This window comes from Peribacillus sp. NPDC097295, from assembly GCF_044761665.1.
Classification (GTDB): Bacteria; Bacillota; Bacilli; order Bacillales; family DSM-1321; genus Peribacillus.
This window is the reverse complement of sequence record NZ_JBIWCW010000003.1, coordinates 319797-346652: the sequence shown is the minus strand read 5'-3', so window position 1 is coordinate 346652 and position 26856 is coordinate 319797. Positions and strand designations below refer to the sequence as shown.

Below are 26856 nucleotides of genomic sequence, written 5' to 3'. Positions count from 1 at the left end.
TCAATAAGGGGTTGGGCTAAACATGTTCATATATTTTCTAGACTTGATTTTAGTGGCCATCTGCGTTATCGGTATTACAGCCATAAATGGTGTCATGACAAATGCCATTGGAGAAAAGTTGTTTGGCGGAAAACGTCATTCCCACATTTTCGATCAATCGAAACGCATTCAATCAGGTTGGAATCAAGTCGGTGGGAAACGTAAGCGATAATTCCTCTGGATATATGATGACCGAACGTACTCGATTTCGGTCATCCCTCTTTTATGGAGTGTAATCTACACCTTTTGTATAACGATTCGCTGCATTCCATAATAGATATTCTTCGATTCCATTATCATTTAACGCTTTTATTTGGGCTTCCACTTGTTCCTTGCCATACTTCTGGTAATTCCCCTCACCTAAGTAAGAAGCGGTGAAATCCTGCAACCACGGCCTAGAAGTAGGCGGTGTCTCCAATTCATTCAATTTCTTTTTTTCCAATTTTGCATATTCCCGAACAAGCTCATATGGTTTTAAATCGGGTTTTTCGATCCCGAAATAGGATGTCCAGTGGCTCGGATAAATCATCGAGGAAATAACATCCACGTTTTCAGATATTTTGGAGAAATTTTGCCCGATTCCAGGGGCTTCAGGTAAGGTGGCAGCATAGCCGAATATATCAACCGATACTTCCACTCCGTATGGTTCTAACTGTTTTTTTGCATATGCGACAAAATCGGTTACGGCCTGTACCCGTTTTTCAGTATGAGTCATTTTTCCATTTTCATACTCACCCATATCATACTTTAGGTCATCTTCTTTATTCTCAAACCCTTCAGGAAATCGAACATAGTCGAATTGAATTTCTTTGAACCCCATCTTTGCCGCTTCGATGGCAATGCCAACATTATAATCCCATACTTCTTTCATGAATGGGTTGACGAAAGATTCTCCACGCCCGTTCTTCCAGACATCATCACCATCTTTAAACGACCATTGGGGTTTTTCATTTGCAAGAAGGGTATCCTTGAACACCACGACACGGGCAATCGGATAAATCTTTTTATCCTCAAGTTTTTTGAGCATGTTCACCGGATTTTTTATGTAGTCTTTCCCAATGTTCATATAAGGAGAATCTCGATCTTCAGGTTTATATGTGACATTCCCCCGGTCATCCTTGATATCGATGACCATTGCATTTAAATCTGTATCATCCACATATTTTATGAGTTCGTTTAACTTGTTTCCGCCAGCAGCATGTCCTGTCACATAAAGTCCTCGTACCGCATCAGGATACTCAAACTTCAAGCCAGAATCATATACGAACCTTGGGACCATCTTTGGTATTTCCTTCTGTTCAAGCGCCACCTGTCTGGCACCTTGAGCACTCTCGGCCTGGGCAGGTTGCTGGATCATGAACAGACACACACCAGCCATCAAGCATTTACTTAGTGTTCTCACGCCTCCACCTCATTCACATCAGCATCATCATTAATTACTTTTCACAAATAATACAACAGACTCCTTTGTTTAATACCACAACAGCAAAGTTTTACTCCTATAAAATGAAAAATCTCAAAAAAGTGGCTGTCTTCACGCTTTGCCCTGGGAATTCTTATGAAAAAAGTAACTTTTACATATCGTTTTTTGTATTCAATTCAATTATATTTATTATCCTGCCCTAAAATCGATATCACATTGATGAATAAAAAAAACCAAAAAAATGACGGATCAGCTTTATTAAGGAACGTATATATATAAGGAAATAAGGACATGCTGTTTGGATTACATTTCTTATGAATAAATGCTAAAATACAAATATAGTGGGAAATTCGTATCTCTAGGTAAGCCTCGTTCTATATGGCCTGCCTTGCAAGAAATAAATGAGCTCTTACACTTCACTTACTTGAAGTGGATTCCTTCCCTATTTATCCTTACAATAATGAAGAGCGAATATCCAATGAATTAATTAAACGTATTTAGAGGAGTGACTAGCAGTTGAAAAGGATTTTCTCTGGCATTCAGCCATCTGGTTCCATTACGATAGGAAATTATATCGGTGCAATGAAGCAATTTGTCAACTTACAGGATGAATATGATTGTTTCTTTTGTATCGTTGACCAGCATGCAATTACAGTTCCGCAAGATCGACTTAAATTAAGAAATAACATCAAAACTCTTGCCGCTTTATATTTGGCAATTGGCCTGGATCCTGAAAAGAATACGATTTTCATTCAATCCGAAGTTCCTGCGCATGCACAGGCAGGTTGGATATTACAAAGTATTGCTTATATTGGCGAACTGGAAAGAATGACCCAATTCAAAGACAAATCAGCTGGTAAAGAAGGGGTTTCCTCAGCACTTCTTACCTATCCGCCATTGATGGCAGCTGATATCCTTCTTTACAATACGGACGTTGTTCCTGTTGGTGAAGATCAAAGACAGCATCTCGAATTAACCCGAGATTTAGCTGAACGATTCAACAATAAGTACAATGATATCTTCAAGATTCCTGAAATCAGTCTTCCAAAGGCTGGTGCGCGTATTATGTCTCTTCAAGAACCAACTAAGAAAATGAGCAAATCAGATCCTAATAAAAAAGCCACAATTGCCCTACTCGATGATCCTAAGCAAATCGAGAAAAACATTAAGAGTGCCGTAACTGATTCTGAAGGCATCGTTCGGTATGATAAAGAAAATAAAGCGGGTGTATCGAACTTAATGTCCATCTATTCCATCTTCAGTGGAAAAACGTACGATGAAATTGAAGAGATGTATGCTGGAAAAGGATATGGCGACTTCAAAAGTGATTTAGCTCAAGTGGTATTGGGCGAAATCCTACCAATTCAAGAGCGTTATTATAAGTTGATCGATTCCCCTGAACTTGATGAAATTTTAGATCGCGGGGCTGAAAAAGCAAATATGGAAGCCAATAAAATGATCAGAAAAATGTATAACGGCATGGGACTTGGCAGAAAAAGATAATAGAAAAAGACGATCCGCATCGGATCGTCTTTTTTGGAGCTATAATATGGATGGACTATCGCCAGCTTCTACTTGCCAAAGCTTTTCAAAAAAGGGTTGCCCCTTCACCAAATTCTCACATAGCTGAAGGTGTTTCTCTGACCACCCTGCCTTCATTTCTTCATATAACTCAAGCCATGCTAGTTGGAAATCCATATCCTGAATGCTCTCATACTTTTCTGGAGCCCACTCAGTATACCAGTATCGAATTTCAGCTGTATTCTTGGCAGTGAACAGCTGGTCCATGGCCATGAAAAGAAGCTGTTTCAGCTGCCTTTCTTTTCTGGTCAATCCATTCATGAATAAAGGCGAGGGAGACAAAATATGATATTCCTTCTCCGCTGCAGGATTTTCGGTAAAGGTATAATCCATCTCATCGTGATTTTCAATCATGTCATAAACAATTTGTTCCTGACGAGGAATAATTCTGCTTTTCCGGATGGGGATATGGTACCCTATTGTGTCGACAGCAAGTATTCCCTGTCCATCTGTAACGATAAAACAGTAGTCAAGCTGAATCCGCTCATGATTTTTCCTGGCATATGCTTTTTGGTAGACATCATTCAGTAATGCCTTTGGTAATTCAGATAGGTCATTTTCTATGTAGTGGAACAAAGTTGCTGAAACTTTCATTAGAGGAACTTGATCTAGCAGTTCAATGCCGTCATCCTTCCTCCATTCGTGAAAATGACAAATATTATAGCCATTTTCCTCTCCTTCAAACCAATTGACCCATACATCATGAAGATATAACATCATCCATCCCTCACTTAAACAAATTTCTGTTTGTCAATCAGTATAGGCAGAAACCAGACAATTTATTCCTATTTCAAAAAACAGATTTTGAAAAAAATCAGTATAAATTAACCCTTTTCTGATATGAATTCTTCAGATGGGATAATGAAAGACTTTTTAACGGAGAAATGTTTAAACCTATTTACTAGACGATAACCACTGCAATAGCCTAACATCGCCGGATACCCTTTTTTCCCTAGAAGCAGGGTATCATGTAGTGGATCCGAGCGTTTTTTGTTCACGTTTTCTATTAGATAGCTACTCCAAAACTGTTGAAGCTTTTCTTCTGAATATAATTGTGTCCACTGTGCCAAATAGTTCGATCCCAAATACTTGCCGACTGTCCTCTCGGCTAGCCCCTCCATGATCATCGTATCGAGTAGGGTATAGTTTTCCTCTGACTTTTTCAAGTGATGCAAACGACAGACGTGATGGTATTCATGAATCAGCACCGCTTCCATTTCTTTTTCGGATATTCCATTATCATAAAAAAGAAATAATTTATCTTTGAAAGCCAATCCTGATTTTGAATCATTCGATTGCTTTCTTCCTGAGGCTACTAGAGGAAAGATATAGATGGGGATATCCGGTCCTTCCCATAATTTCTTATACGTAATAAATAAACTTTGTGTTTTGGCCCATGCACTTCTTTCTTGCAAGTCATCGAGTGTCTTTTTCGTATATTGGTTAGGCAGGTACATTCCGTGGCTTTGTAAATGGCGGTAGATCATGTCTACCTCTACAGTTTCATCGAATTCCTCTTTCAACCTCTCCATCATCTTAACCGGACGGTCAAAGTCTTTCTTCATCCACTCATTCGTTGAAATAACTCCCATCCATTTCGCCCCCACATCTTAATCCTATTATATTGTATGTTCCATAAATGCCCAATGACACATAATTCACACTTCATCTTCCACACAAAAAAGAGCAAATCCAAAGATTTGCTCTTCCTCTTTATCATTGATATTTCTTGAATAGGATGGTTGCATTATGTCCGCCAAAACCTAGTGAGTTACTGATAGCGGCATTGATTTCACATTCCCTTGCTTGATTTGGCACATAGTCCAAATCGCACTCAGGATCAGGTGTTTCTATATTAATAGTCGGGGGCAGGATGCTATCCCTGATCGCTTGAATCGTAAAAATAGCTTCGATACCGCCTGCTGCACCCAGCATATGGCCTGTCATTGATTTTGTCGAACTCAATGCTAGTTTAGAAGCATGCTCTCCAAACACTTCTTTGACAGCCATCGTTTCATATTTATCATTGTAAGGTGTACTTGTACCATGGGCATTAACATACTGGATATCCTCAGGTTTTAACCCTGCATCTTCAATCGCTATTTTCATGGCTCTTGCACCGCCTTCACCACCAGGTGCTGGAGCTGTAATATGGAAAGCGTCTCCGGTTGAACCGTATCCTGCTATTTCGGCATAAATAGTCGCTCCACGTTTTATGGCATGTTCTAAATCTTCCAGAATGATTACACCGGCACCTTCTCCGATAACGAACCCGTCGCGGTTTGCATCAAATGGACGGCTTGCCGTATTGGGATCCGGATTGGTGGAAAGGGCGGTATTCGCACAGAAGCCTGCAACAGCCATTTTTGTTATCGGCGCTTCCGCACCACCAGTGATCATGACATCAGCATCTCCCCGCTGAATGGCCTTAAAAGCATCTCCGATGGAATTCGTTCCCGTTGCACAAGCTGTGACGGTACATGAGTTGATCCCTTTGGCACCAAGTAAAATGGATACCTGGCCCGCTGCCATATCCGGTATCATCATTGGGACGAAGAACGGACTCACACGCTTATAGCCCCTGTTCAAGAAGTTCTCATGCTGTGTTTCAAGCGTCTCAAGCCCACCGATACCAGAACCAATCCAAACTCCCACCCGCGTGGCGTTTTCATCTGTAATTTCTAGCTTGCTGTCATTGAGAGCCATGACCGATGCAGCTATGGCATAATGTGTAAAACGGTCCATTTTGCGCGCTTCTTTACGATTGATATATGTTTCAATATCAAAATCCTTTATTTCAGCCGCAACTTTAGCAGGAAAATCATCTGGATTAAGACGGGTTAGTGGCCCAATCCCGGATTTTCCCTCAATTATATTCTTCCATCCAGTTTCTGCATCATTTCCAACTGGAGAAATTGCTCCAAGTCCTGTAACAACAACACGGCGATTCGTCATTAAAATGGCTCCTTCCTTATTTAAAGGTAATCTATATTTTTTTAATTGTTTTTATTTCCCCCATCTTAGGGCAATAGCTCCCCAAGTGAGTCCTCCACCAAAACCAACCATGACAATCAAGTCGTCTTCTTTAATTTTACCTGCTTCCATCTCTTCCACAAGAGCAATTGGTATGGAAGCTGCTGAAGTGTTTCCATACTTATGAACGGTCTTTGCCATTTTTTCAACAGGCAGGCCCAAACGTTCCCTTGAGGCCTCCATTATACGAATATTAGCTTGGTGTGGCACCAATAAGTCCACATCTTCTTTCTTTAATCCTGCTTTATCCAGTACATTCAAGCTGGATTCTCCCATTTGACGGACAGCAAATTTAAATACTTCTCGTCCATTCATGGTAATGTATTCGCCATCTTGCAATAGATGCTTTCCACCAGAACCGTCTGCCCCTAATTCAAAGGAAAGGATCCCTCTACCTTCCGATACAGGTCCTACAACAGCGGCTCCAGCTCCATCTCCAAATAGGACAGCCGTATTGCGATCATCCCAGTTGGTGATCTTGGAAAGCTTTTCTACGCCTACAATCAATACATTCTTGTAGACACCTGTTTGAATGAATTGTTGAGCCGTGATCATTGCATACATAAAGCCAGCACATGCCGCACTAACATCCATTGCCGCTGCCTTCTTTGCACCTAACCTTTCCTGAATCACACAAGCCATGGAAGGGAAAGGCCGATCCGGCGTTACCGTTGCAACGAGGATTAAATCTATCTCCTCAGCCGAAACGTCCGCATTTTTCAAAGCAGCGGTAGCCGCTTCATATGCCATATCCGAAGTATCTATATCATCATTGGCTATTCTTCTTTGCTCGATACCTGTACGCGTTCGAATCCACTCGTCGGAAGTGTCCATTACTTTCTCTAAGTCCGCATTTGTGACAATCTTCTCGGGTAAGTAACGACCAAGCCCCAATATACCAGCATTCATTTATGCCAACCCCTTATTCTTATATTTTAATGAGTTATTATCATCATCTATTATTACCTGGTACTAATTTTATATAAAAAAACATCTCCTTGCAAGAGTATAGTTTGAAAGTCAAAATTAATCCGCTTATGAAATCGGACAAGGGCCTAACCCAAGGCCTCACATTCGCATACATTATAGAAAAAAGAAGGGAGGATGTCACTATGGATATCTTTAACCGCAACAATCGAAGGAACCAGGATCCCTTTTCCAAAATGATGTTTGGAACAGGAAAGAACGAACCCGAAAAAGAGCCTGATCAAGAGGGGACAGAGATTGATTATATGCAATTGATGACCAGTGTGGAGACGTTAGTAGGTTTATATGACCAATTTAAACCTGCCATTCAGAAAGTGAACCCCATGATTACGAAAATGCTAAAAAAGGAAGAATAAGTCAGAAGGCTGCCCGAATACCTTGGGCAGCCTTCTCTTACTTACCTTTGGGCATCTTGTTTACCAAGGTCATAAGCTTCTTGCATGACTTTCTTAAATAGATCCATAAACGGCTCTGCCATGTCCATTGAAACGGGAATCCCGCTTGCCTCTAACTTTGCTTTCGCTTCCGGGAAGTACTTCATAGCAATGCCCATAAATTCAAGGGTTTTATCTGAACTCATTTTTTTGCCTCCTTATATACTTGGTCTTTTACAATACTTTTACCTTTATGACTTATGGAACTGATTTGGCCAATGGGCCGTAACCCCATTAAAACCAAAGAATAGGGTTCATTCTTATCATAATTCCCCAAAGTTCATTCGTAAAGCCAGAAACGTGCCTAAATGAATATTCTAAGCGTTTCCCACCACAAGGATAGCAAAGGATAACTCCCCGTTACTAAGGTATGAACCGTTTCTTGGATAATTCTTATACCACTGAATATACGAAATATTTATTCTTTCTCGTCACGCATTCGCCATTTTTCAAGAAGGTTAAACCGTTTATTCTGCTCGTTTTGTAATCGGATGCCTTCTTCAGGACTCGTTTTATTAGGGACTTTATAAATGGTCCCTTTCTTAGCCTTAGAAGGAGGCTGTGGGGTTAGTGAGTCCATCACCTCTTGGTTGAACACAAGCTTGGCACATTTCTCCCAGTGATCCTCTATGCTACTGCAAAGGTGAATATTTTTATCTTTTGAGGAAAGGATTTGTTCAAAAGCAGCGAGAAAATCCGTGATGAAGAGTGCATCCTCCCTGAATTCCGAAGCAAGGGTAGCTTCGATGGCCGCTTGTTCAAGTTGTCTGGTTGCCGCTTCGAAACTCATGCTTTCGGGTTGCCAAGGACCATAAACCGTCGGTAAAAAAACCATTTTGACTGATTTAAGTCCTTCGCAGGCGCTTAGTACAGGCTGAAATTCATCTGTATCACCATCAATCGGCAAGAGGATCATGATTTCCAAATTATTGACATGGTCATTTCTTTTGCATTTCCCCAAAAAAGTAACAATATCATCTACTTGAAGATCGGTTAAGCCTACTTTACCTTTTCTACTATCATAAAAAGACAAAATAACGGTGAATTGCTCCGAAACATCCAATAACCGAAGTTTGTTTATTGGAAAATAAGTAAAATTGGCGTTACGCCCAATTTCAAGTTCCTTTTCTTCTATAATATATTGATTGGTTTGAGAATCTTCCCAATCAATTCCGATTACCTCTTCCCCCTGCCCCAACAGATATTGTGTCATATGAAATCCTACAAATTGATAAGCCCCAACGACAATATATGTTCCCATGATTCAGCCTCCCCTTATGCAATAGCTCGCTTATCCGGTACCACATTTTTTTTCAGATGCTGTATCGTATGCAAAGCACAGTGAAAATATATCCATTCTCATAAAGACTCTTCATTCTCTTTAAAGAATTTCTGGATTTGATAAGGGATTTTATATCTTTTTTCGGCTAATAAATAGGTTAAATGCAAGTGGGCTCTCCTAGTTCTTTGGATTCTTCGATAGAAGGAGGCTTGTTCTTTACGAAAACTTCCGAAAACTAGAATCACTTTCACTGGTATGTTTTCCGGAAATGCCTGCTCATGAGAATCAATTATTTCCTTCTCCATTTCAGTTGGATCCAACTCGTGAGCAGCAGCTGCCTCCGATAACCACTTTTTATAAAAAAATTTATTTTCCTTTTCTTTTTCAAGTTGTACCTTAAGAGATAAAATGGGGTCAATGAGGACTACGGAACGAATTTGACTCCCCATCTCTTTCATTAGTTTTAGTGCAAGAAGAGCACCTGTCCCCTCTGCAAGAACATGGATTTTACGATTGACTATTTCATTTTTCATAAAGAGCATATATAAGTTCAACGACAGAGCAAGTGCCTTCGAGCTCCCCCAATTGGCTCCGTAAAAATTCGAGGAAAATAGGGTATAGCCGGATTGTTTCAAATACTCTAATATACGTAACCTGCCAGGATGCTGAAGCCAAAAGCTACTATCCTTATCTACAAAAGAACTGCGGTCCCCAATAACCAAGACGGAAAATCCACTAGGCTGTTCCGGATAATAGACGATATTCCATTGGTCTTCAATTTGAAAAGTTCTCTGTTCCATCTAAACTAACTCCTTTTAGGAATAAATAGTACTATTAGTAATTTATGTTGAGATATCAAAAGGGTAAGGGGGGACGCCTATCTTCCAATCTTAATTTATCTTTAACCAGCGATTTCAATGATATTGGAAGCAATCCTTCCAAAACCTTGGCTCATTATGCCTAATCGTTCTACATAAGTTAAAGGGCTACGAATTATTTATCAGTTATTATGAAAAAGCCGTTTTAACTGTATATTAATTATGGTAAGATAAAAAAGATTGTAGTGGAATGAGGTGAAATTCGATGCGTTATGCTTGGACAATTCTTTGGACATTCTTATTAGTGCATATGCTTGTATATGTTGTTTCTTCCATGATCGGAGTTTCATACGATGCTACACAGGGAACAATTCTAGGACTTATTACGGCTGTTTTAGTTTGTATCATCCCTGCTGTTATGCCTGAAGGGCCATCAAAAGACTCACATCAACATTAAGAAGCAAAAAGAGGACATCCTTTTACTTGGATGTCCTTTTTCTATACCGTTTTCAGCCTTGGTTTAAACTTAACTAGAAAATTTTACCTCAAGACCAATTCATCTTGATTATAATCGATCGTGATGCTTTCTTGATTCCCTATGCTTCCCGAGATGATTTTGCGGGCAACTTTCGTCTCGACATGCTTTTGGATAAATCGCTTCAAGGGTCTTGCTCCATAAACAGGATCATATCCTTGTTCAGCAATAAATTCCTTAGCGGCATCCGTGACACCAAGAGTGATATTCTGCTCAGTCAGCCTTACTTGTAACTGTTGAATCATCTTTTCAACTATGCCGACGATTTCCTGTTTCGTGAGCGGTTTGAAAAGTACGATATCATCTACACGGTTCAAGAATTCCGGACGGAAATGTCCTCTTAATTCTGTGAAAACCTGTTCTTTTATCCCCTCTTCAATGGCCCCATCATCTCTATTGGACTGTAGCAAGAAATGTGAGCCGATATTGGAGGTCATGATAATTACCGTGTTTTTACAGTTGATCGTTCTGCCTTGGGAGTCCGTAATCCTTCCATCATCCAGCATTTGCAGCAAGATATTGAAAACTTCCGGATGGGCCTTTTCGATTTCATCAAGCAGCACGACTGAGTATGGATTTCGTCTAATAGCCTCGGTCAATTGACCGCCTTCCTCAAATCCCACATATCCCGGTGGCGCCCCGACCAAACGGGAAACCGAATGTTTCTCCATATACTCAGACATATCGATTCGTATCATATGTTCATCGCTATCGAATAGCGTTTCTGCCAATGCTTTGACCAATTCTGTCTTCCCAACCCCTGTCGGTCCTAAGAAAATAAACGAACCTATCGGCCTGTTTGGATCCTTGATTCCGGCTCTAGCCCGTAAAACCGCATCCGACACAAGTTCCACCGCTTCCCCTTGACCGATTACCCGTTCATGAAGAATATCGGAAAGGCGAAGCAGTTTCTCTCTCTCACTTTCCACTAGCTTGCTTACGGGAATACCCGTCCACCTGGCAACGATCGAAGCAATTTCTACCTCTGTCACTTCCTGACGGAGCAATCTCGACTCTTGTTTACCATTTTCCAGTTCATCTTCCATTGCTTCCAATTCCTTTTGAAGCTGAGGAATCTTCCCGTGTCGAAGCTCGGCAGCCCGGTTCAGGTCGTAATCATTTTCCGCCTGTTCCAACTCGTGCCTTAACTTTTCAAGCGCTTCCCTCTGATCCTGAACTTTCTGAAGGGAAGATTTCTCCATTTGCCACTTGGCCTTCATGCTGGTAGCTTGATCCTGCAATTCGGAAAGTTCTTTTTGGAGCACCTCCAGTCTTGCTTTACTTTGAGGATCCTCTTCATTTTTCAGGGCCGCTTCCTCTATTTCCAGCGTCATGACCTTCCGTGTTATGGCATCTAGTTCCGAAGGCATCGAATCGATCTCCATCCGGATCATCGCACAAGCCTCATCCACAAGGTCTATCGCTTTATCAGGTAAGAACCTTTCCGTAATATAGCGATTCGATAGGACCGCCGCTGCAACAATGGATCGATCATGGATTCTTACCCCATGATGTATCTCAAACCGCTCCTTCAGACCACGCAAAATGGAAATCGTATCTTCTACGTCTGGCTCTGGAACAAGGACTTGCTGGAAACGGCGTTCAAGGGCAGGATCTTTCTCAATGTACTTACGATATTCGTCGAGGGTGGTCGCACCAATACAATGCAATTCCCCCCGCGCTAACATTGGCTTCAGCATATTTCCAGCATCCAGTGCCCCATCCGTTTTACCCGCACCGACAATGGTATGCAACTCGTCGATGAATAAAAGGATGTTCCCATCGCTCTTTTTCACTTCATTCAGAACAGCTTTCAATCGTTCTTCAAATTCACCGCGAAATTTGGCCCCAGCAACAAGGGCACTCATATCAAGTGAGAAAACCGTTTTATCTTTCAGCCCTTCCGGTACATCTTTTCTGACAATTCTTTGTGCCAGGCCTTCGACGATGGCTGTTTTACCAACCCCGGGTTCTCCGATTAAAACAGGGTTGTTTTTTGTCTTGCGTGACAAAATCCGAATGACATTTCGAATTTCCGTATCACGGCCAATGACAGGATCGACATTCCCTGCCTTCACTTCGGCTACAAGGTCTCTTCCATATTTCTTAAGGACTTCATATGTGTTTTCTGGATTTTGACTAGTCACTCGCTGATCCCCCCTGATTGATTGGATAATTTGCTTCGCTTTCCCGTAGTCTATCCCATAGTCTGCAAATAGTTTTCTTACATTCGGTTTACCTTCCTTTAAAAGAGCAAGTAAAACGTGTTCAACGGAAAGATACTCATCCTCCCAGCTCTTCATCTCCTTTTCAGCCGTCGATAGAACATTTTGAAGCGAATTCGACATATAAACTTGAGCGGAACTTCCGCTCACTTCAGGTAACTTATTCAGTTCTTCATTCAGCGCCGTTTCAAAATGACTGAGCGACTGATCCATTTCCGATAAAATTCTTATTAGTAAGCTTTCATCCTGTGTCATGAGGGCTTTTAATAGATGAAGCTCGGTAAGTTCTGGATTTTTCCTATCTTTGGCCAGCTCCTGTCCACCTATAAATGCTTGCTGGGTTCTTTCTGTCATAGCATTAAAATCCATCTTAAAACCTCCCATTCAATGTTTCCATATACGAACTCCCATAGCGTTTGACCAATTTTGACCTTTTATATTTTCATTATACTGCTTATTCTTTCCTTGTAAAGAAAAGTTATATGGGACATTGATAATTTCCGCTATAAACACATTACAACCTAACTTCCAGAGATCTATACAGGTATGGCCTCGGTTTGTGAACTGAAGTTAAAACAGCAAAAACCTCTCTTCAATGAGAAGAAAGGCCATTGCTTTTTTATAAGATTATCCCACTACTAGCATGTTTATCACCTATTCGTTCCAACATGCTAGGCTTTAACAAGTGATTTATTATAGCCGTGGAACGGATCAATGAATTTGAAATCCTTTTCGGTTCGATTGGATAGAATGGTATTTCGAAGCAGTATCCCCGCATCTGTAGTATTGTGGATGATTTCTCCCCACATCCTTGCACTAGTTTGAACATTCGCTGTACGAGGCATGCGTTCTTCTTGATATTCCAAAAATGCTTGCTCAACATTTTCGCCATGTTTTTGTATCATATCGGACAAGTAAGCAGCATCTTCCAAAGCTTGACACGCTCCCTGCGCCAAGTATTGAAGCATAGGATGTGCCGCATCTCCCGTTAGTGTAATACGCCCTTTTGTCCAGTTATTAATTGGTACACGATCATACATTGGCCAGCGACGTTGTCGTTGAATAAAGGAAATCGCATTTTGCACTAGGTCGCATGTTCCTGCAAAGACATGGTCCATTTCTTCAGGGGTACCCCATTGATCCGTTTTTTCAATTTCCTCAGTATATTGGGAACTTTTAAAAACTACCACTTGATTATAAAGCTCTCCTCTTCTAACTGGATATTGGACAAGGTGAAGATTCGGTCCAATCCACATATATACATCATCTAAATCTTCATGGCTCGTAACCTCTTCCATCGGAATGGCTCCACGATAAGCGACATACTTAGAACAAACCGGTTGATCCTCTGCGAATAATTTGCGAGCCTTAGACCATAAACCATCCGCACCAACTACAGCTGTTCCTGAATGCTGATCGCCATTTGCAGATGTAACGGTAACTTGCCCCTCATTCTCAACTGTTTCAACTATTGATTGATTCGTTACTAGTTCAATATATGGATTGCTGGCACACTCTTCAGCTAGCACTTTATGTAAATCTGATCGATGCAACACGATATAAGGCGCGCCATATCTTTCTTTGTATACGTCACCTAAGTCTAACGCTGAAAGCTCTTTACCAGTAAAAGCATCCATCAACACTAATCTTTTTGGAAAAACGGCGATTTCACTTATTTTATCCATAACTCCCAAGCGTTGCAAAACATTAGTTGCATTCGCCGCAAGCTGAATGCCGGCTCCAATTTCGCCAAATTCAGGAGCTTGCTCTAAGACTTTTACATATTGATTTGTTTCAGCAATCCCAAGTGCTGTAGCTAATCCGCCGATTCCTCCACCGATAACGATAAATGGGTTTCCTTTAGTATTCATCATCCATTCCCCCTTAAAATACAGTCAGACAAACGTTAGGTAAGCGTTTTCATTCGTTCTATAAAAATCAAGCTGGATATCCAACCTGATTGTTTTTTCAAACTAAAACTGGCTTGAATTCACTTTCGACCTTTTGAAAGCCATTGTTCGTATCGAGCTCCTGTTGTTGTTCCAAGTCAAAACGCTCCATGATTGGAAGATCGTTGACCGAGAACAAGTAAGAATCAGCTTCTGCCACATGCTCGTGCCAAGCCCAATTCGGAACAACAAAGTAATCTCCTTTAGCCCAATCGAACCTCACTCCGTTAATGACAGTATAGCCAGCCCCCCCGTGCACTTGATAAATTGTTGAATGCGTATGGCGATGGGCTTTAGAATGGAATCCTTTAGAAAGTTTTTGCATCCAGGCCCCCATCGTTGGGTTTGCCGTTTGTCCATTAGACGGATTAATGTATTCTACTGCAAAGCCTTCATATGGATCTGGATCAAAATTCATGAGACCATCAATCGCCGCTTTCGTGCCTTTCCACTTGTAGTTAGCAAGAGGTGCGACTTGTGAATAACGATCAGATACCGGACGGACCATCCCGCCTTGGTAACGTAGTTCTGAAAAATTATCCGGACTTTTTGGCTTTTCAATTCGATCTGGATATGGTTCGAAGAAAGTACCGCCGATTGAATAGATAGTAGGGATATCAAGGGCATCCATCCAAATCATCGGTTTATTTCCTACATGACCATGTCCATGCCAAAGATTTTTAGGCGTTATTAAAAAATCTCCCTCATCCATGAAGATTCTTTCACCTTGAACAATCGTATAGGCACCTTCGCCATTCGTAATGAACCGAAGCGCACTTTGTGAATGGCGGTGTGAAGGTGCAATTTCACCAGGCAACAATAATTGAACCGCTGCATAAAGCGTTTGAGTGGTTGAAGCCCAGCCCCAAGGCTGACGGTAAGTTAAACCTGGGTTTTGGAAATAAATAGCTCTTCGCTCTCCACCACGGTCTGGTGTAAAGATTTCAGCAGCTTCCATTAACTTTTTGTTCAATAGCTCTTCTTTCCATAAATAAGCTTGGGCATGAGGTTTAGGTTCATGATCCATTAATGCGGGAATGGCCTCCCACAGAGGACCAAGATTATACTGCTGAATATCCCTTGTAAAATCCTTTACGATTGTACTGTTCATGTATTCCGTTTTTTCAGCCACATTAATCCCTGCTTTCCTTTTAAAAATTTTTATTTAATTTTAGAAAGATTTCGCTTAATTTGATTATAATGACCTGCAATATGCTCATCGATGAAATGATCTACGATATAAGAAACGGACTTGTTACCAAATTTATCAAAATTACGGTGGGGTGATTTTTTAGATAATGTTTCTTCATCTAATTTCCCAAGTCCGTCCTCAACTTTTTGCTTCAATTCTTCTGTTTGCTTTAGTATGTCTTCAACAGAAAGCTTTTCCGTGTCTGTAACTGCGGCCAGACGAGCTGGATCTTGCAAACCACGACCCCATTTTGAGCCTGGAGCATCTACGACCGTTTCAATCTCACTTAACCAGTAAGGAATGGCTTCCGTCAAATGAGAAAGAATTTGCAAGATTGACCACTCTTCCTCTGAAGGGTTCCAACGGATTGTGTCTTCAGAAAGGTTAGCCGTTACCTCTAGAATTTGATCGATTGATTGTTTAATGGATGGAATCGATGTTCCAATTGTTTGATAACTCATCCTTATTTGCCCCCCTCCGCACGTTTAACGCGGTTCTCAAGATAGCCAACTTTGTCGATTTCAATTTTGACAACATCACCATCTTTTAGAAATACTTGTGGATCACGTGCCACACCTACTCCTCCTGGTGTTCCAGTAAGAACGATATCGCCTGGCTCTAGAGTCATTAAGTTGGATAAAAATTCGACTAAGTATTTTACATCAAATACAAAGTTAGACGTATTCGTTTTTTGACGTTCTTCGCCATTGACAGTCAAACGCACATTTAAACCAGAAGGATCAGTCAATTCATCTGATGTCACCAACCATGGCCCCATCGGTGCACTGCCTTCCACGGTTTTCCCTTGTAGCCATTCGAGCGTGCGGCGCTGAATGTCACGGTATGTTACGTCGTTTGCAATCGTATAACCTGCTATATAATCAAGCGCATCTTCTTGAGAAACATTCCGTGCCCGTTGTCCCACTACAAATGCAAATTCCGCTTCATAATCCAATTGTTCTGAAATCGGGAAGAAAGGTATATCATCTTGAGGCCCGATGACAGTATTGGCGAATTTCGCAAATACGACAGGGAATGGCGGCAATTCGCGTCCCATTTCTGCAATATGTTCACGATAATTATGTCCTACACAAATGATTTTTCCTGGTTTCGTTACTGGTGCTTCTAATTTTACATCTTCAGTAGCATGTATCAATTTATGTTTGAAAGAGTCACGGTTATTCAACGCAAAGTCAGCTGCTTTTTTTGCAAGTGAAACGCTTTCTTTACCACCTTGTAAGAACGCTTCCATTGTGGAAGGAACATACGCTTCAGCAATTTGTTCACTACGGATTTTTCCTTCACTTTCCAAAAGAGCTTGATAAGCATAGTTTAAATCCACTACTTCTTTATCTGAGATAATTGCTCCGATACGTGTAAATCCTTCGCGGCTAAAAGTAACTAATTTCATGTCATTCTCCTTTATTCCCACATATTTGTTTAAAGACCTCGTTAATTTTATTGATGCACGTTACTGGGCCTGTGATTGTATACTTTATCAATTGTATTCGCTTTCAATAGATAATAACTGAGACAGCATATTTTCAGCAAAAAGAATACACCTTTCACACACCACATTTTTTCACTTATAGATAACTTTGTTCACTATGCATATAAATAATAACTTAATTTTCGGAAAATTGTCAAGAATCCAATTTGATTTTTTTTGTAAAAATGATATTATCTACAACATGTGCTGGAGTCTCCAAAATCTTTTTCTAAACCTGATACAATTGAGCTTTGTTTTCTTAGTAGTTTTATTGACTCTGATATACTAGACATAATTAAAACAGATTAGGGAGATTGTTATATGGAAATTGTAAAATCTAATTCTACGATTCAATCCTTACAAATTGGGATGAGTATTATCGATTTACTTGCTTCACAAAGAAACCCTCTTAGATTTTCAGATATTCAAGAATTGACTACGATCACAAAGAGCAACCTTTATAAATATTTAAATACTTTAACTCAGCTTGACCTTCTATATCGTGATAAAACAACCGGAATGTATCATCTTGGTAGCAAGCTAATTCAATACGGAATGGCCGCCATAGGGAATGAGGATGTCACAAGCCGCATTGCTCCTTATTTACAGGAAATCAGCCACCAAACCTCCTGCACTATCCTATTTTCCCTGTGGACATACGAAGGACCAATTACGGCAAAAATTTGCAACTCCAATCAGATCTTAAATATCGGTGCCCAATTGGGTACAAGGCTGCCTCCTGCTTCTTCTTCCGGAAAGATTTTCACTGTATTTCAGGACCCGTCCTTGACGGCAGATTGGATAAAAAATGAAAAGCACGTTTCCAAAGCACTGCTTCCAGGAACGAATGAATATCAGTCGATCCAGAACCATAAAATTGCTTTTGCAAAAGAACCTCTGGTACCTTCCGTTTCATCCATGTCGATACCCGTTTTCAATTATAATGCCGAACTCTTGGGAGCCATTACAGCAGTCGGATTCACGGAAAGTATACCAGATCATCACGAAAAGCCTTTAAGTAGATATTTACGGAAGAGTTTTTTAGAAATCTCGAATATTTTCGGATATACTCAAGAATAATGTACCAATAAAAAAACAGGAAAGGGAAGTTACATCCTTTTCCTGCTTTTCATTTTATTATGGCTTTCTTTGATAGGTCCATATCCGGTTATGATTCGAAGTTTCAGGAAAGGTGTCCCCTGCTTCAAGCTTTACCATTTTCGGATTGACTACCATACTGCCTGTTTCACCTATTTCCACATATGCCCCATTATTCGGCGCTTTTTGCCCTGGCTTGAATTGACGATTTTGCCCCATGCATTTCACCCCTTTACTTGCTTTCCCTGTTATTATTGCCACCTTTTTTACTTTCATGACCGAAACTTTATATGGGAAAAGAGCTTGAGGTGGTGCAAATCTAAAAGGCACCTGCCATAAAAAGCAGGCGCCTAATTTATCAGGACAGTAAATCTACGAGAAGCGCCTTTTGGGCATGCAGACGGTTACCCGCTTGATGGAAAACGACTGAATTCGGTCCATCGATGACTTCCGCAGTCACCTCTTCTTCTCTATGTGCAGGTAAGCAGTGCATGAATATATAATCTTTCTTTGCATGCTTAACCAGTTCCCCATTGATTTGATAACTCTTGAACGCTTCTAAACGGATGCTGTTTTCCAGTTCTTGGCCCATGGATGTCCACACATCGGAATAAACGATATCTGCGTCCTTAATTGCTTCCACTGCTGAAGTCGTAACGACCACTTCACAGTTGTTTTCAGCTGCAACTCCCTTCGCATAGGCAACGATTTCTTCGTCCGGTTTATAGCCTTCCGGACATCCAAGAGAGAAATTCATCCCCATTTTGGCGCAGCCAACCATCAAGGAATTGGCTACATTATTTCCGTCGCCAATGTAACTCATTTTTAACCCTGTCAACTTCCCTTTCAATTCCAGAATGGTCAGGAAGTCCGCCATCACTTGGCTAGGATGTGCAAGATCGGTTAACCCATTAATGACTGGAATGGATGCATTCTCAGCCAATTCCATGATTTTTTCATGTTCGAAAGTACGGATCATGATGCCATCGATGTATTCGGAAAGGACTTTCGCCGTATCGGAAATGGGTTCTCCACGCCCGATTTGCAAATCATTGCTGCTTAGGAACAAAGCGTTGCCCCCAAGCTGTAACATACCGACTTCAAAGGATACACGGGTTCTAGTGGAGGATTTTTCAAAAATCATCCCCAATGTTTTCCCTGTCAATGGCTTATATTCCTCGCCAGCATGTAATTTGGCTTTTATGTTTTGTGCCAATTCTAACAACGCTGAAATTTCCTTTGATGTAGTCTCTTTCATCGTCAAGAAATCTTTTCCGCTCAAAATTTTCGAGTGCGTCTGTGCCATCAATGCATTCATACGTGTGATACCCCTTTCGAATAAGTTACAAGCCATTCCTGCAATGAGGTAACAGTTGGGTCAGCCTGCTTCAGTGATTGTAGATAAGCTTTAAATGTTTCTTCTTCTGTGAAGGCCAGCAGTCGATATTTGGCAGCCAATAACCTTAATCTCTTATCTTCTTCAGTGGCTCCATAAGCCAAAACAACGGCAGCATTGCCTTCCTTTAGCCATTGATCAAAGTCCGAATTTGTTAGTTCCAGGTCGGCCCCATGGATTTGCTTAAGCAACCCTTCGCTTAGTTGGACTGATTCAGATTGATATACACCTGTCGTATGTTTGGCCTTTTGAGCGTGAAACACTTTCGTTAGCGCTTCAGCCATGGTTTCCCCGATTGCGATGCCTTCACCTGTGGATTTCATTTCCGGTCCTACTTTTGAATCAAGGCCGCTTAAGGCGAAGGTTGAGAACACTGGATATTTAACGACCGAATACGGAATATCCTCCATTAAACCTGTTTTTTCAAACATATTTGCTAAAGAATATTTCCCAAGCAATATTTTTGTCGCAATTTGCACTAAGGAGACGTTCGTCACTTTACTGATGATTGGAATCGTCCTGCTAGCACGCGGATTCACTTCGAGTACATAGACATTGCTGCCTTCGATGACGAATTGGATATTCATAAGCCCTTTATATCCAAGCTCTCTTACAAGCTTTTCTGCATACATTGTCATCTTTTCTTTGATATCATCCGAAAGGGACTGTGCAGGCAGTAAAGCCATGCTGTCTCCTGAATGAACCCCTGCTTTTTCCACATGTTCGGCTACAATTGGGATATAGATTTCCTTACCATCCGCTATCAAGTCAATTTCCGCTTCCTTGCCCGGAATATAAGAATCAATCAAGACCGGATACACAAGTGCCACGCCATTTTCGATTCGGTTCAGCAAGCTTTCCTTTGAACGGATTATTTCCATACCTTGACCACCGATGACATAGGAAGGGCGTAATAAGACCGGGAATCCGATTTCTTCCGCATATTCAACTAGCTGTTCTACACTATCCGCCATTGTCCCTGGTACATGGGGAATCTCCAGGTTGTGCAATAGTTGATAAAAACGATCGCGATCTTCCAACTGATCAAGCATGTCAAATGAAGTACCAAGCAGATTGATTCCGTAGTCTTCTAACCCTTTTGCCAGATTGATTGCAGTCTGTCCCCCAAACTGGACAATGACATCCTCGATATCTTCCGCTTCGATGACGTTCAAAACATATTCCAAAGTCAAAGGTTCGAAATATAGACGATCTGCCGTCGCAAAATCCGTACTGACCGTTTCAGGGTTATTATTAATCATGACCGTTTCCACATTTTCATCTTGAAGTGCATAAACGCCATGAACGGAACAGTAATCGAATTCGATTCCTTGGCCGATTCGGATTGGGCCACTGCCAATCATCAGGACTTTCTTCTTTTCCGTTGTCTTTTGTTCATTTTCACCAAAATAAGTCGAATAATGATAGTTCGTATGTGATTCAAATTCGGCAGCACATGTATCCACCGTTTTATACACTGCGGTTATACCAAGTGATTTACGATGTGCCCTCACGTCGATTTCACTAACATTCCATACAGAAGCGAGGTAGCGATCTGAAAACCCCTTTTCCTTGTACAGCTGCATTTCTTCTTTGGTGACCGATTCGATGGTCTTTGCAGAGATTTCATGTTCAGTCTCGATCAGCAAAGCGAAAGAGTGAAGGAAATAGTAATCAATCGCGGTGGCCTCATGGATTTCTTCAATCGTCACACCTTTACGTAGCATCTCAAAAATGACAAAAACTCTTTCATCCGATTTCTCTGCAAGCTTTTCCCATAGTTCGGGTACGGATTTATCCTTTAACGATAACAGCTGAAGCCCATTCGTTTTTAATTCTAAAGAATCAATGGCCTTTTGTACGCCGCCTTCGAAATTACGGTGCAGCGCCATCACTTCTCCTGTCGCTTTCATCTGTGTACCCAATTTACGGTGTGCCGTGGTGAATTTATCGAATGGCCAACGCGGGAACTTGACAGCTACGTAATCCAGGGCAGGTTCGAAGCTCGAATACGTACTCTTCGTTACTGGGTTGATAATCTCGGATAAATGATAGCCGACAGCCAGTTTTGCGGCGATACGGGCAATTGGATATCCGGTCGCTTTGGAAGCCAATGCAGAAGAACGGCTGACACGCGGATTCACTTCAATCAAATAATACTGTTTACTGTTAGGGTCAAGTGCAAATTGAATATTGCAGCCCCCGATGATCCCTAAGGCGGAAATGATTTTAATAGAGGCAGAACGCAGCATGTGAAACTCATCATCAGACAATGTCTGTGATGGTGCCACGACAATGGAATCGCCTGTGTGAATGCCCACGGGGTCGATATTTTCCATATTACAGATGGTGATGCACGTATTGTTTCCATCACGCATGACTTCGTACTCTACTTCTTTAAAGCCAGCTATGCTCCTCTCAATTAAGCATTGTGTAATCGGGCTTTCTTGAAGCCCACCCCGTACAAGTTCCTTGAAAACCTCCATGGATTCCGCAATCCCGCCACCCGTTCCACCAAGTGTATAGGCCGGTCGAACAATGATTGGAAAACCAATTTTTTCGGCAAAAGCTAAAGCTTCTTCTAACGTATGGACGATTGTACTGTCCGGTACTGGCTCATTAATTTCAAGCATCAGTTGACGGAAAAGTTCACGATCTTCCCCCTTTTTGATGGAGTCAATCGGTGTCCCCAATAATTTGACCTGGTATTTTGTAAGAATCCCTGCATCATCTAACTGGTACGCAAGATTTAGCCCGGTTTGACCGCCTAATGTGGCAAGCAGACCGTCTGGCTTTTCCTTGGCAATGATTTTTTCCAATACATCCACTGTCAATGGCTCGAAATAGACTGCATCCGCATTCATCTCATCCGTCATGATGGTCGCCGGATTATTATTGACAAGAATGACTCTATATCCTTCCTCTTTTAGAGCGAGGCAGGCCTGTGTTCCTGCATAGTCAAATTCAGCGGCCTGACCGATGACGATCGGGCCTGAACCAATTACTAAGATTGTCTGTATCGTGTTGTCTTTAGGCATATGCTTTCTCTCTCCCGCTATAATCATTTATCATTTGTAAAAAGTCATTGAATAACAGAGAACTTTCAACCGGTCCTGGATTTGCTTCAGGATGGTATTGTGTCGTAAAAATCGGAAGGTCTTTATGCATAAGCCCCTCCACAGTATGATCATTCACATTCCGGAACCGTACTTGAAGTGATGTTCCCTCCAAACTTGGTTCATCCACCTCATAACTATGGTTTTGTGAACTCATATATACCCTTTTCGTTTTCAAATCGACCACGGGCTGGTTCGCACCTCGGTGCCCAAACAGCATTTTTTTCGTATTGCCTCCAAAAGCAAGTGCGGTCAATTGATGCCCCAGGCAAATGCCCATTGTAGGAAAATTCGAAATGATTTTCTTGATATTAGCTAACAAATATTCAAGCTGTTTTGGATCCCCAGGCCCATTTGAAAGCAAAATGCCATCCGGTTTCAATTTCGCGATTTGTTCGAATGTGGTGTCAAAAGGAACGACGGTAATACGGCAACCTTGCTCGATCAATGAAGTCAGAATGGATTTTTTATAACCGAAATCCATCAAAATAATATGCTTGTCGCCTTCCCCGTAACTTTCAAACTGTTTAGTTGAAACGACGGCGACATGCGCAGCTAGACCATCTAGCTTGGATTCGAAAGTATATTGGCCGTCCACCGCGATGGCCGCCTGCATGGAGCCTTCTTGACGGATATTCTTGACGACAGCCCTTGTGTCCACATGGCTCAACAGTGGGATATCCCATTTATCTAAATATTCACTAAGGGAATATTCGGCTTGAAAATGTGAATGGTGCATATTACCTTCATATACAATAACACCGGCCACATGTGGCTTCTTACTTTCAAAATCCACTTTATTAATTCCGTAATTGCCTATTAAAGGATAGGTGAAAATGACGATTTGATCTTTATAGGAAGGATCAGTCAATACTTCTTGATATCCGGTCATGCCGGTAAAAAAGACGATCTCCCCGGTGATTGCTTTTTTGGTCGGTTTAGTTAGCAGTTCCCCTTCAAAAACAGAACCGTTTTCTAAGCATAAATAGTTTTTCAAGTTCTTCACCTCTTCTGAAGATGTATATTTATATAAACAGTAGCATAATTATTCATTTTAATCTATAAAAATACTAATAATTTAGAATATTTGTTTTGTTTTCAATGCTTTAGTTATCTTCCCGATAGCCTGGTCCATTTCCAATCTATCCACCGTAAGGGGCGGCAGCAAACGAAGAACATTCGGTCCGGCACTTAATAAAAGCAGACCAGCCTCTTGCATCTCCAATATAAATGCCTGAACTTCCTGTTTACATTCTATGCCGATCATCAACCCAAGACCCCGAACCTCAACTACCTCTCCTACACCCTCAAACGCCTTAACCAATCCACTTTTCAGATACTCAGCTTTTTCCTCTGCTTCTTTTAAGAAGTCCGGTTGTAATATTTCAGTTAGGACCGCTTCTGCAGCTGCGACACTCACGGGGTTTCCTCCAAATGTCGAACCATGGCTGCCAGGCCCAAAGAATTCTTCCAATTCCCTTTTGCCGATCATTGCCCCTATAGGTAGTCCATTTCCAAGCCCTTTGGCAGTAGTAAGAATATCTGGCTGGATATCGAAGTGAAGAAAGGCGAATGGTTTACCTGTCCGTCCTATCCCTGTTTGGATTTCATCGACGATTAGGAGTGCTCCATGCTTTTTGCATTCAGCCGCTATTGCATCCAAATAGGATTGCTCAACAACATGAATCCCACCTTCCCCTTGGACGATTTCAATCATGACCGCTGCCGTATCATCATCCACTGCGGCCGCTAAAGCTTCGTTATCATTGAATGGTACATATTCAAAAGAGCTTAACATCGGACCGAAACCCTTCTTGATTTTTTCCTGCCCGGTTGCCGCCATTGTCGCAAAGGTCCGCCCATGGAAAGACTGCAGGCATGTGACTATCTTACTTTTCCCTGTCGCTTTTCGGGCAAGTTTGATTGCCGCTTCATTTGCTTCTGCTCCGCTATTGGCAAAGAAAACCTGGTCCAATCCAGAGGCATCTGCAAGCATCTTTGCAACCTTTTCCTGTAAAGAGCTTTGAAACATATTCGATACATGCCAGTATTTATTCAACTGCTCAGTAACGGCATCTTTCACTTTTTCATGACAATGACCGAGGTTTAACACTCCGATTCCGGATGTGAAATCAAGATACTCCTTACCCTTGATACTAAACAGCTTCGTTCCGTTCGCTGTTTCTGGTTCTATGTCCCATCTTGCATACGTTGGAAATAAAGAACTCATTTAAATACCCCTTCTTTCTGTAAAAACTTCGTGCCAATAAAATTTCCATTATCGTAGAAAAGGTCTTTCCCGCTTACAATCATCACTTCTTCCACACCTTTATCCAACACGGATAGTGCAGTGTTTACTTTCGGAATCATCCCACCATAGATGCTACCATCTGCAATCAAGGCCTTCGTCTCCGTTTCAGAAAGCTTTTCGATGATTTGGTTATCCTTCATTACCCCTTTGACATCTGTTACAAATAAACACATGCCTGCCGAAAGGGCTTTAGCCACTGAACCTGCTGCCATATCGGCATTCACATTTAGTTTATTTCCATTTGCTGTACACGAGATAGGCGTCAATACTGGGCAGTAACCTTTTTCAAACAGAAGTTCCAGTAATTCGGTATCGACTTGATGGATTTCCCCCACCGCTCCCAGTTTCTTTTCATCAATGAATTCACCTGTCAGGATGCCGCCATCCGATCCATTTAGGCCTACAGCCTTTATTCCATGCTCTTCCAACTTGTGTACTAGGCAACGATTAGATTTGCCTGCCAGCATCAGTTCGACCACTTCCAACACTTCAGAGGTCGTTTTCCTTAAACCATCTTCAAAGACTGGTTCAATTTCAAATTTCTCAAGCATCGAGTTAATATCAGGACCGCCTCCATGAACGAAGACGATTTGAAAACCACGGCTTTGTAATTCTTTTATACTTGTAAAGAATGATTCGGATAATTCGTTAATAATGCTGCCGCCGCATTTGATGACTAAAATCCCCACACATTCATCCCCCTTATGATCGATAGCTACCATTTATTTTCACATAATCATAGGTTAGATCGCAGCCCCATGCCGTACCTGATTCGTTACCATCTTGTAAGAAGACATTAATCGTGATATTTTCATTTTCTAAATAGGCTTTAGCCTCTTCTTCAGAAAATTGTACGGGTTCACCGTCTTTCAGGACAACGATCTCCCCAAAGGCAATCGTTGCTTGTGTAGGCTGAAAATTCACGCCGCTTCTTCCCATAGCGGCAATGATGCGCCCCCAGTTAGCGTCCGACCCAAACGCTGCCGTCTTCACTAAATTCGAACCGACAATCGTTTTTGCCATCATCTGAGCATCTTGTTTCGCCTCCATGCCATGGACATTGACTTCAATTAATTTTGTTGCGCCTTCTCCATCTTTTGCAATTTGTTTTGCAAGACTTTCAGAAGTCTGTTTCAACAATTGCAAAAAAACAGGCCACTCTGGATGCGCGTTGGATAAAGAAGCATTCCCTGCTTCTCCATTTGCCAAGACCAGAACCATGTCGTTCGTGGAACAATCACCATCAACCGTTATCTGATTGAAAGTATCATTTGTAATCGCAGATAAGGCTTCCTGTAGAGAAGCGGCTTCTATAACTGCATCCGTTGTGATGAACCCAAGCATCGTTGCCATATTAGGATGAATCATTCCCGACCCTTTCGCGGCACCGCCCATTTTCACGACCTTGCCGTCAATGACCGTTTCATATCCACAGCTCTTCGTAACGATATCCGTTGTCAAAATAGCTGAACCAAAATCTTCTGCAGCTTCTTGGGTATCCGAAATTTCAATTAAATCTATTCCATTTTTAATTTTTTCCATATCCAAGTATTCACCAATAACTCCAGTAGAAGCAACGGCGAATGCATGATTTTCCAAACCGAATTTATGTGCCGTAAGCTTGCGCATTTCATACGCGTCCCTTAGACCTTGCTCTCCTGTACACGCATTTGCACAGGCACTATTCACAACGATGCCATGAAGTTTGCCCGTAAAGGAAATACTTTCCTTCGTCACATTAATTGGAGCGGCTTGTACGACATTTTGTGTATAAACCGCAGCAGCTGATGCGTTGACTTCCGAAAATATGACACCTATATCTTTTTTTGCGTAGCGCAAACCTGCATGAACGCCTGATGCCTTAAAACCTTGTGGGGTTAAGATGTTTCCTTCTTTAATTTGTTTGATTGTTTCAACTGGCTGTAGTGTATTCATTATTTCCCTCCAA

General features: G+C 41.5%; 25 protein-coding genes. 5 read left to right on the top strand and 20 right to left on the bottom strand.

The genetic code is table 11. The annotated features are described in order from the left end of the window. Nucleotides 1–22: 22 nt before the first annotated feature. Nucleotides 23–211, top strand: a complete 189-nt coding sequence (locus tag ACIQXN_RS08025; RefSeq protein ID WP_402964355.1) for a hypothetical protein — start codon at nt 23–25, stop codon at nt 209–211. A 51-nt stretch (nt 212–262) separates the two neighbouring features. Here ACIQXN_RS08025 and ACIQXN_RS08020 read toward each other — a convergent pair whose 3' ends face one another. After that, complete coding sequence (locus ACIQXN_RS08020; RefSeq protein ID WP_402964681.1) at nt 263–1396, bottom strand: putative glycoside hydrolase; 1134 nt, start codon at nt 1394–1396, stop codon at nt 263–265. Between the two features lie 582 nt (nt 1397–1978). On the opposite strand from ACIQXN_RS08020, the gene trpS reads away from it, so the two are divergent. Continuing rightward, complete coding sequence (gene trpS / locus ACIQXN_RS08015) at nt 1979–2965, top strand: tryptophan--tRNA ligase (protein WP_402964352.1); 987 nt, start codon at nt 1979–1981, stop codon at nt 2963–2965. Nucleotides 2966–3004: 39 nt separating this feature from the next. On the opposite strand, the gene ACIQXN_RS08010 is transcribed toward trpS, so the two are convergent. The 4 genes from ACIQXN_RS08010 to ACIQXN_RS07995 form a co-directional block, all read right to left on the bottom strand. After that, nucleotides 3005–3760 (bottom strand): YjbA family protein, encoded by a 756-nt coding sequence (locus tag ACIQXN_RS08010; RefSeq protein WP_402964349.1) that lies wholly within the window; start codon nt 3758–3760, stop codon nt 3005–3007. A gap of 107 nt (nt 3761–3867) precedes the next feature. Continuing rightward, nucleotides 3868–4635, bottom strand: coding sequence for a DUF2268 domain-containing putative Zn-dependent protease (locus ACIQXN_RS08005; protein ID WP_402964346.1), 768 nt, complete (start codon nt 4633–4635; stop codon nt 3868–3870). Nucleotides 4636–4759: 124 nt separating this feature from the next. After that, nucleotides 4760–5998, bottom strand: a complete 1239-nt coding sequence (fabF, locus tag ACIQXN_RS08000) for a beta-ketoacyl-ACP synthase II (protein WP_402964344.1) — start codon at nt 5996–5998, stop codon at nt 4760–4762. Nucleotides 5999–6049: 51 nt separating this feature from the next. After that, nucleotides 6050–6985 carry a beta-ketoacyl-ACP synthase III gene (locus tag ACIQXN_RS07995; protein ID WP_402964341.1) on the bottom strand — a complete coding sequence of 312 codons (936 nt, stop codon included), beginning with the start codon at nt 6983–6985 and terminating at the stop codon, nt 6050–6052. A gap of 203 nt (nt 6986–7188) precedes the next feature. On the opposite strand from ACIQXN_RS07995, the gene ACIQXN_RS07990 reads away from it, so the two are divergent. Further along, nucleotides 7189–7419: a hypothetical protein gene (locus ACIQXN_RS07990; RefSeq protein ID WP_402964338.1), complete on the top strand. Its 231-nt coding sequence runs from the start codon at nt 7189–7191 to the stop codon at nt 7417–7419. 41 nt (nt 7420–7460) lie between these two features. On the opposite strand, the gene ACIQXN_RS07985 is transcribed toward ACIQXN_RS07990, so the two are convergent. The 3 genes from ACIQXN_RS07985 to ACIQXN_RS07975 all read right to left on the bottom strand — a co-directional run bounded on the left by ACIQXN_RS07985 (nt 7461) and on the right by ACIQXN_RS07975 (nt 9579). Then, nucleotides 7461–7643 carry a ComZ family protein gene (locus tag ACIQXN_RS07985; protein WP_402964335.1) on the bottom strand — a complete coding sequence of 61 codons (183 nt, stop codon included), beginning with the start codon at nt 7641–7643 and terminating at the stop codon, nt 7461–7463. A 272-nt stretch (nt 7644–7915) separates the two neighbouring features. Further along, the gene (locus ACIQXN_RS07980) at nt 7916–8758 is read right to left on the bottom strand and encodes a Rossmann-fold NAD(P)-binding domain-containing protein (protein ID WP_402964332.1); all 843 of its coding nucleotides are present in this window, start codon (nt 8756–8758) and stop codon (nt 7916–7918) included. 98 nt (nt 8759–8856) lie between these two features. Beyond that, a complete protein-coding gene (locus ACIQXN_RS07975) occupies nt 8857–9579 on the bottom strand; it encodes a hydrolase (RefSeq protein ID WP_402964329.1) in 723 nt (240 codons plus the stop codon). Between the two features lie 283 nt (nt 9580–9862). Here ACIQXN_RS07975 and ACIQXN_RS07970 point away from each other — a divergent pair, with 283 nt between their 5' ends. Continuing rightward, on the top strand, nt 9863–10054 hold the full coding sequence (locus ACIQXN_RS07970) for a YjzD family protein (RefSeq protein WP_402964326.1): 192 nt from the start codon (nt 9863–9865) through the stop codon (nt 10052–10054). A gap of 83 nt (nt 10055–10137) precedes the next feature. Here ACIQXN_RS07970 and clpB read toward each other — a convergent pair whose 3' ends face one another. The 5 genes from clpB to ACIQXN_RS07945 all read right to left on the bottom strand — a co-directional run bounded on the left by clpB (nt 10138) and on the right by ACIQXN_RS07945 (nt 16909). Next, on the bottom strand, nt 10138–12726 hold the full coding sequence (clpB, locus tag ACIQXN_RS07965) for an ATP-dependent chaperone ClpB (protein WP_402964323.1): 2589 nt from the start codon (nt 12724–12726) through the stop codon (nt 10138–10140). A 302-nt stretch (nt 12727–13028) separates the two neighbouring features. After that, entirely contained in the window at nt 13029–14228 is a 1200-nt protein-coding gene (locus ACIQXN_RS07960; RefSeq protein WP_402964320.1) for an FAD-dependent monooxygenase, read from the bottom strand. Between the two features lie 97 nt (nt 14229–14325). Further along, nucleotides 14326–15438: a cupin domain-containing protein gene (locus tag ACIQXN_RS07955; protein ID WP_402964317.1), complete on the bottom strand. Its 1113-nt coding sequence runs from the start codon at nt 15436–15438 to the stop codon at nt 14326–14328. A gap of 29 nt (nt 15439–15467) precedes the next feature. After that, nucleotides 15468–15959: a DinB family protein gene (locus ACIQXN_RS07950; protein WP_402964314.1), complete on the bottom strand. Its 492-nt coding sequence runs from the start codon at nt 15957–15959 to the stop codon at nt 15468–15470. A gap of 2 nt (nt 15960–15961) precedes the next feature. After that, the gene (locus tag ACIQXN_RS07945; RefSeq protein ID WP_402964311.1) at nt 15962–16909 is read right to left on the bottom strand and encodes a fumarylacetoacetate hydrolase family protein; all 948 of its coding nucleotides are present in this window, start codon (nt 16907–16909) and stop codon (nt 15962–15964) included. A gap of 399 nt (nt 16910–17308) precedes the next feature. Here ACIQXN_RS07945 and ACIQXN_RS07940 point away from each other — a divergent pair, with 399 nt between their 5' ends. Further along, nucleotides 17309–18067: an IclR family transcriptional regulator gene (locus tag ACIQXN_RS07940; protein ID WP_402964308.1), complete on the top strand. Its 759-nt coding sequence runs from the start codon at nt 17309–17311 to the stop codon at nt 18065–18067. Between the two features lie 57 nt (nt 18068–18124). Here ACIQXN_RS07940 and ACIQXN_RS07935 read toward each other — a convergent pair whose 3' ends face one another. The 7 genes from ACIQXN_RS07935 to argJ form a co-directional block, all read right to left on the bottom strand. Continuing rightward, the gene (locus ACIQXN_RS07935; protein WP_402964305.1) at nt 18125–18304 is read right to left on the bottom strand and encodes a YjzC family protein; all 180 of its coding nucleotides are present in this window, start codon (nt 18302–18304) and stop codon (nt 18125–18127) included. 139 nt (nt 18305–18443) lie between these two features. Continuing rightward, entirely contained in the window at nt 18444–19403 is a 960-nt protein-coding gene (argF, locus tag ACIQXN_RS07930) for an ornithine carbamoyltransferase (RefSeq protein WP_402964302.1), read from the bottom strand. Next, a complete protein-coding gene (locus tag ACIQXN_RS07925; RefSeq protein ID WP_402964299.1) occupies nt 19400–22519 on the bottom strand; it encodes a carbamoyl-phosphate synthase (glutamine-hydrolyzing) large subunit in 3120 nt (1039 codons plus the stop codon). The genes argF and ACIQXN_RS07925 overlap by 4 nt, the downstream gene beginning before the upstream one ends. After that, entirely contained in the window at nt 22512–23594 is a 1083-nt protein-coding gene (locus ACIQXN_RS07920) for a carbamoyl phosphate synthase small subunit (protein ID WP_402964296.1), read from the bottom strand. Before ACIQXN_RS07920 ends, ACIQXN_RS07925 begins: the two co-directional genes overlap by 8 nt. Before the next feature lie 81 nt (nt 23595–23675). Next, nucleotides 23676–24827 (bottom strand): acetylornithine transaminase, encoded by a 1152-nt coding sequence (locus ACIQXN_RS07915; protein ID WP_402964293.1) that lies wholly within the window; start codon nt 24825–24827, stop codon nt 23676–23678. Continuing rightward, entirely contained in the window at nt 24824–25597 is a 774-nt protein-coding gene (argB, locus tag ACIQXN_RS07910; protein WP_402964290.1) for an acetylglutamate kinase, read from the bottom strand. Before argB ends, ACIQXN_RS07915 begins: the two co-directional genes overlap by 4 nt. A gap of 13 nt (nt 25598–25610) precedes the next feature. Then, nucleotides 25611–26843 (bottom strand): bifunctional ornithine acetyltransferase/N-acetylglutamate synthase, encoded by a 1233-nt coding sequence (gene argJ / locus ACIQXN_RS07905; protein WP_402964287.1) that lies wholly within the window; start codon nt 26841–26843, stop codon nt 25611–25613. Nucleotides 26844–26856: the final 13 nt, after the last annotated feature.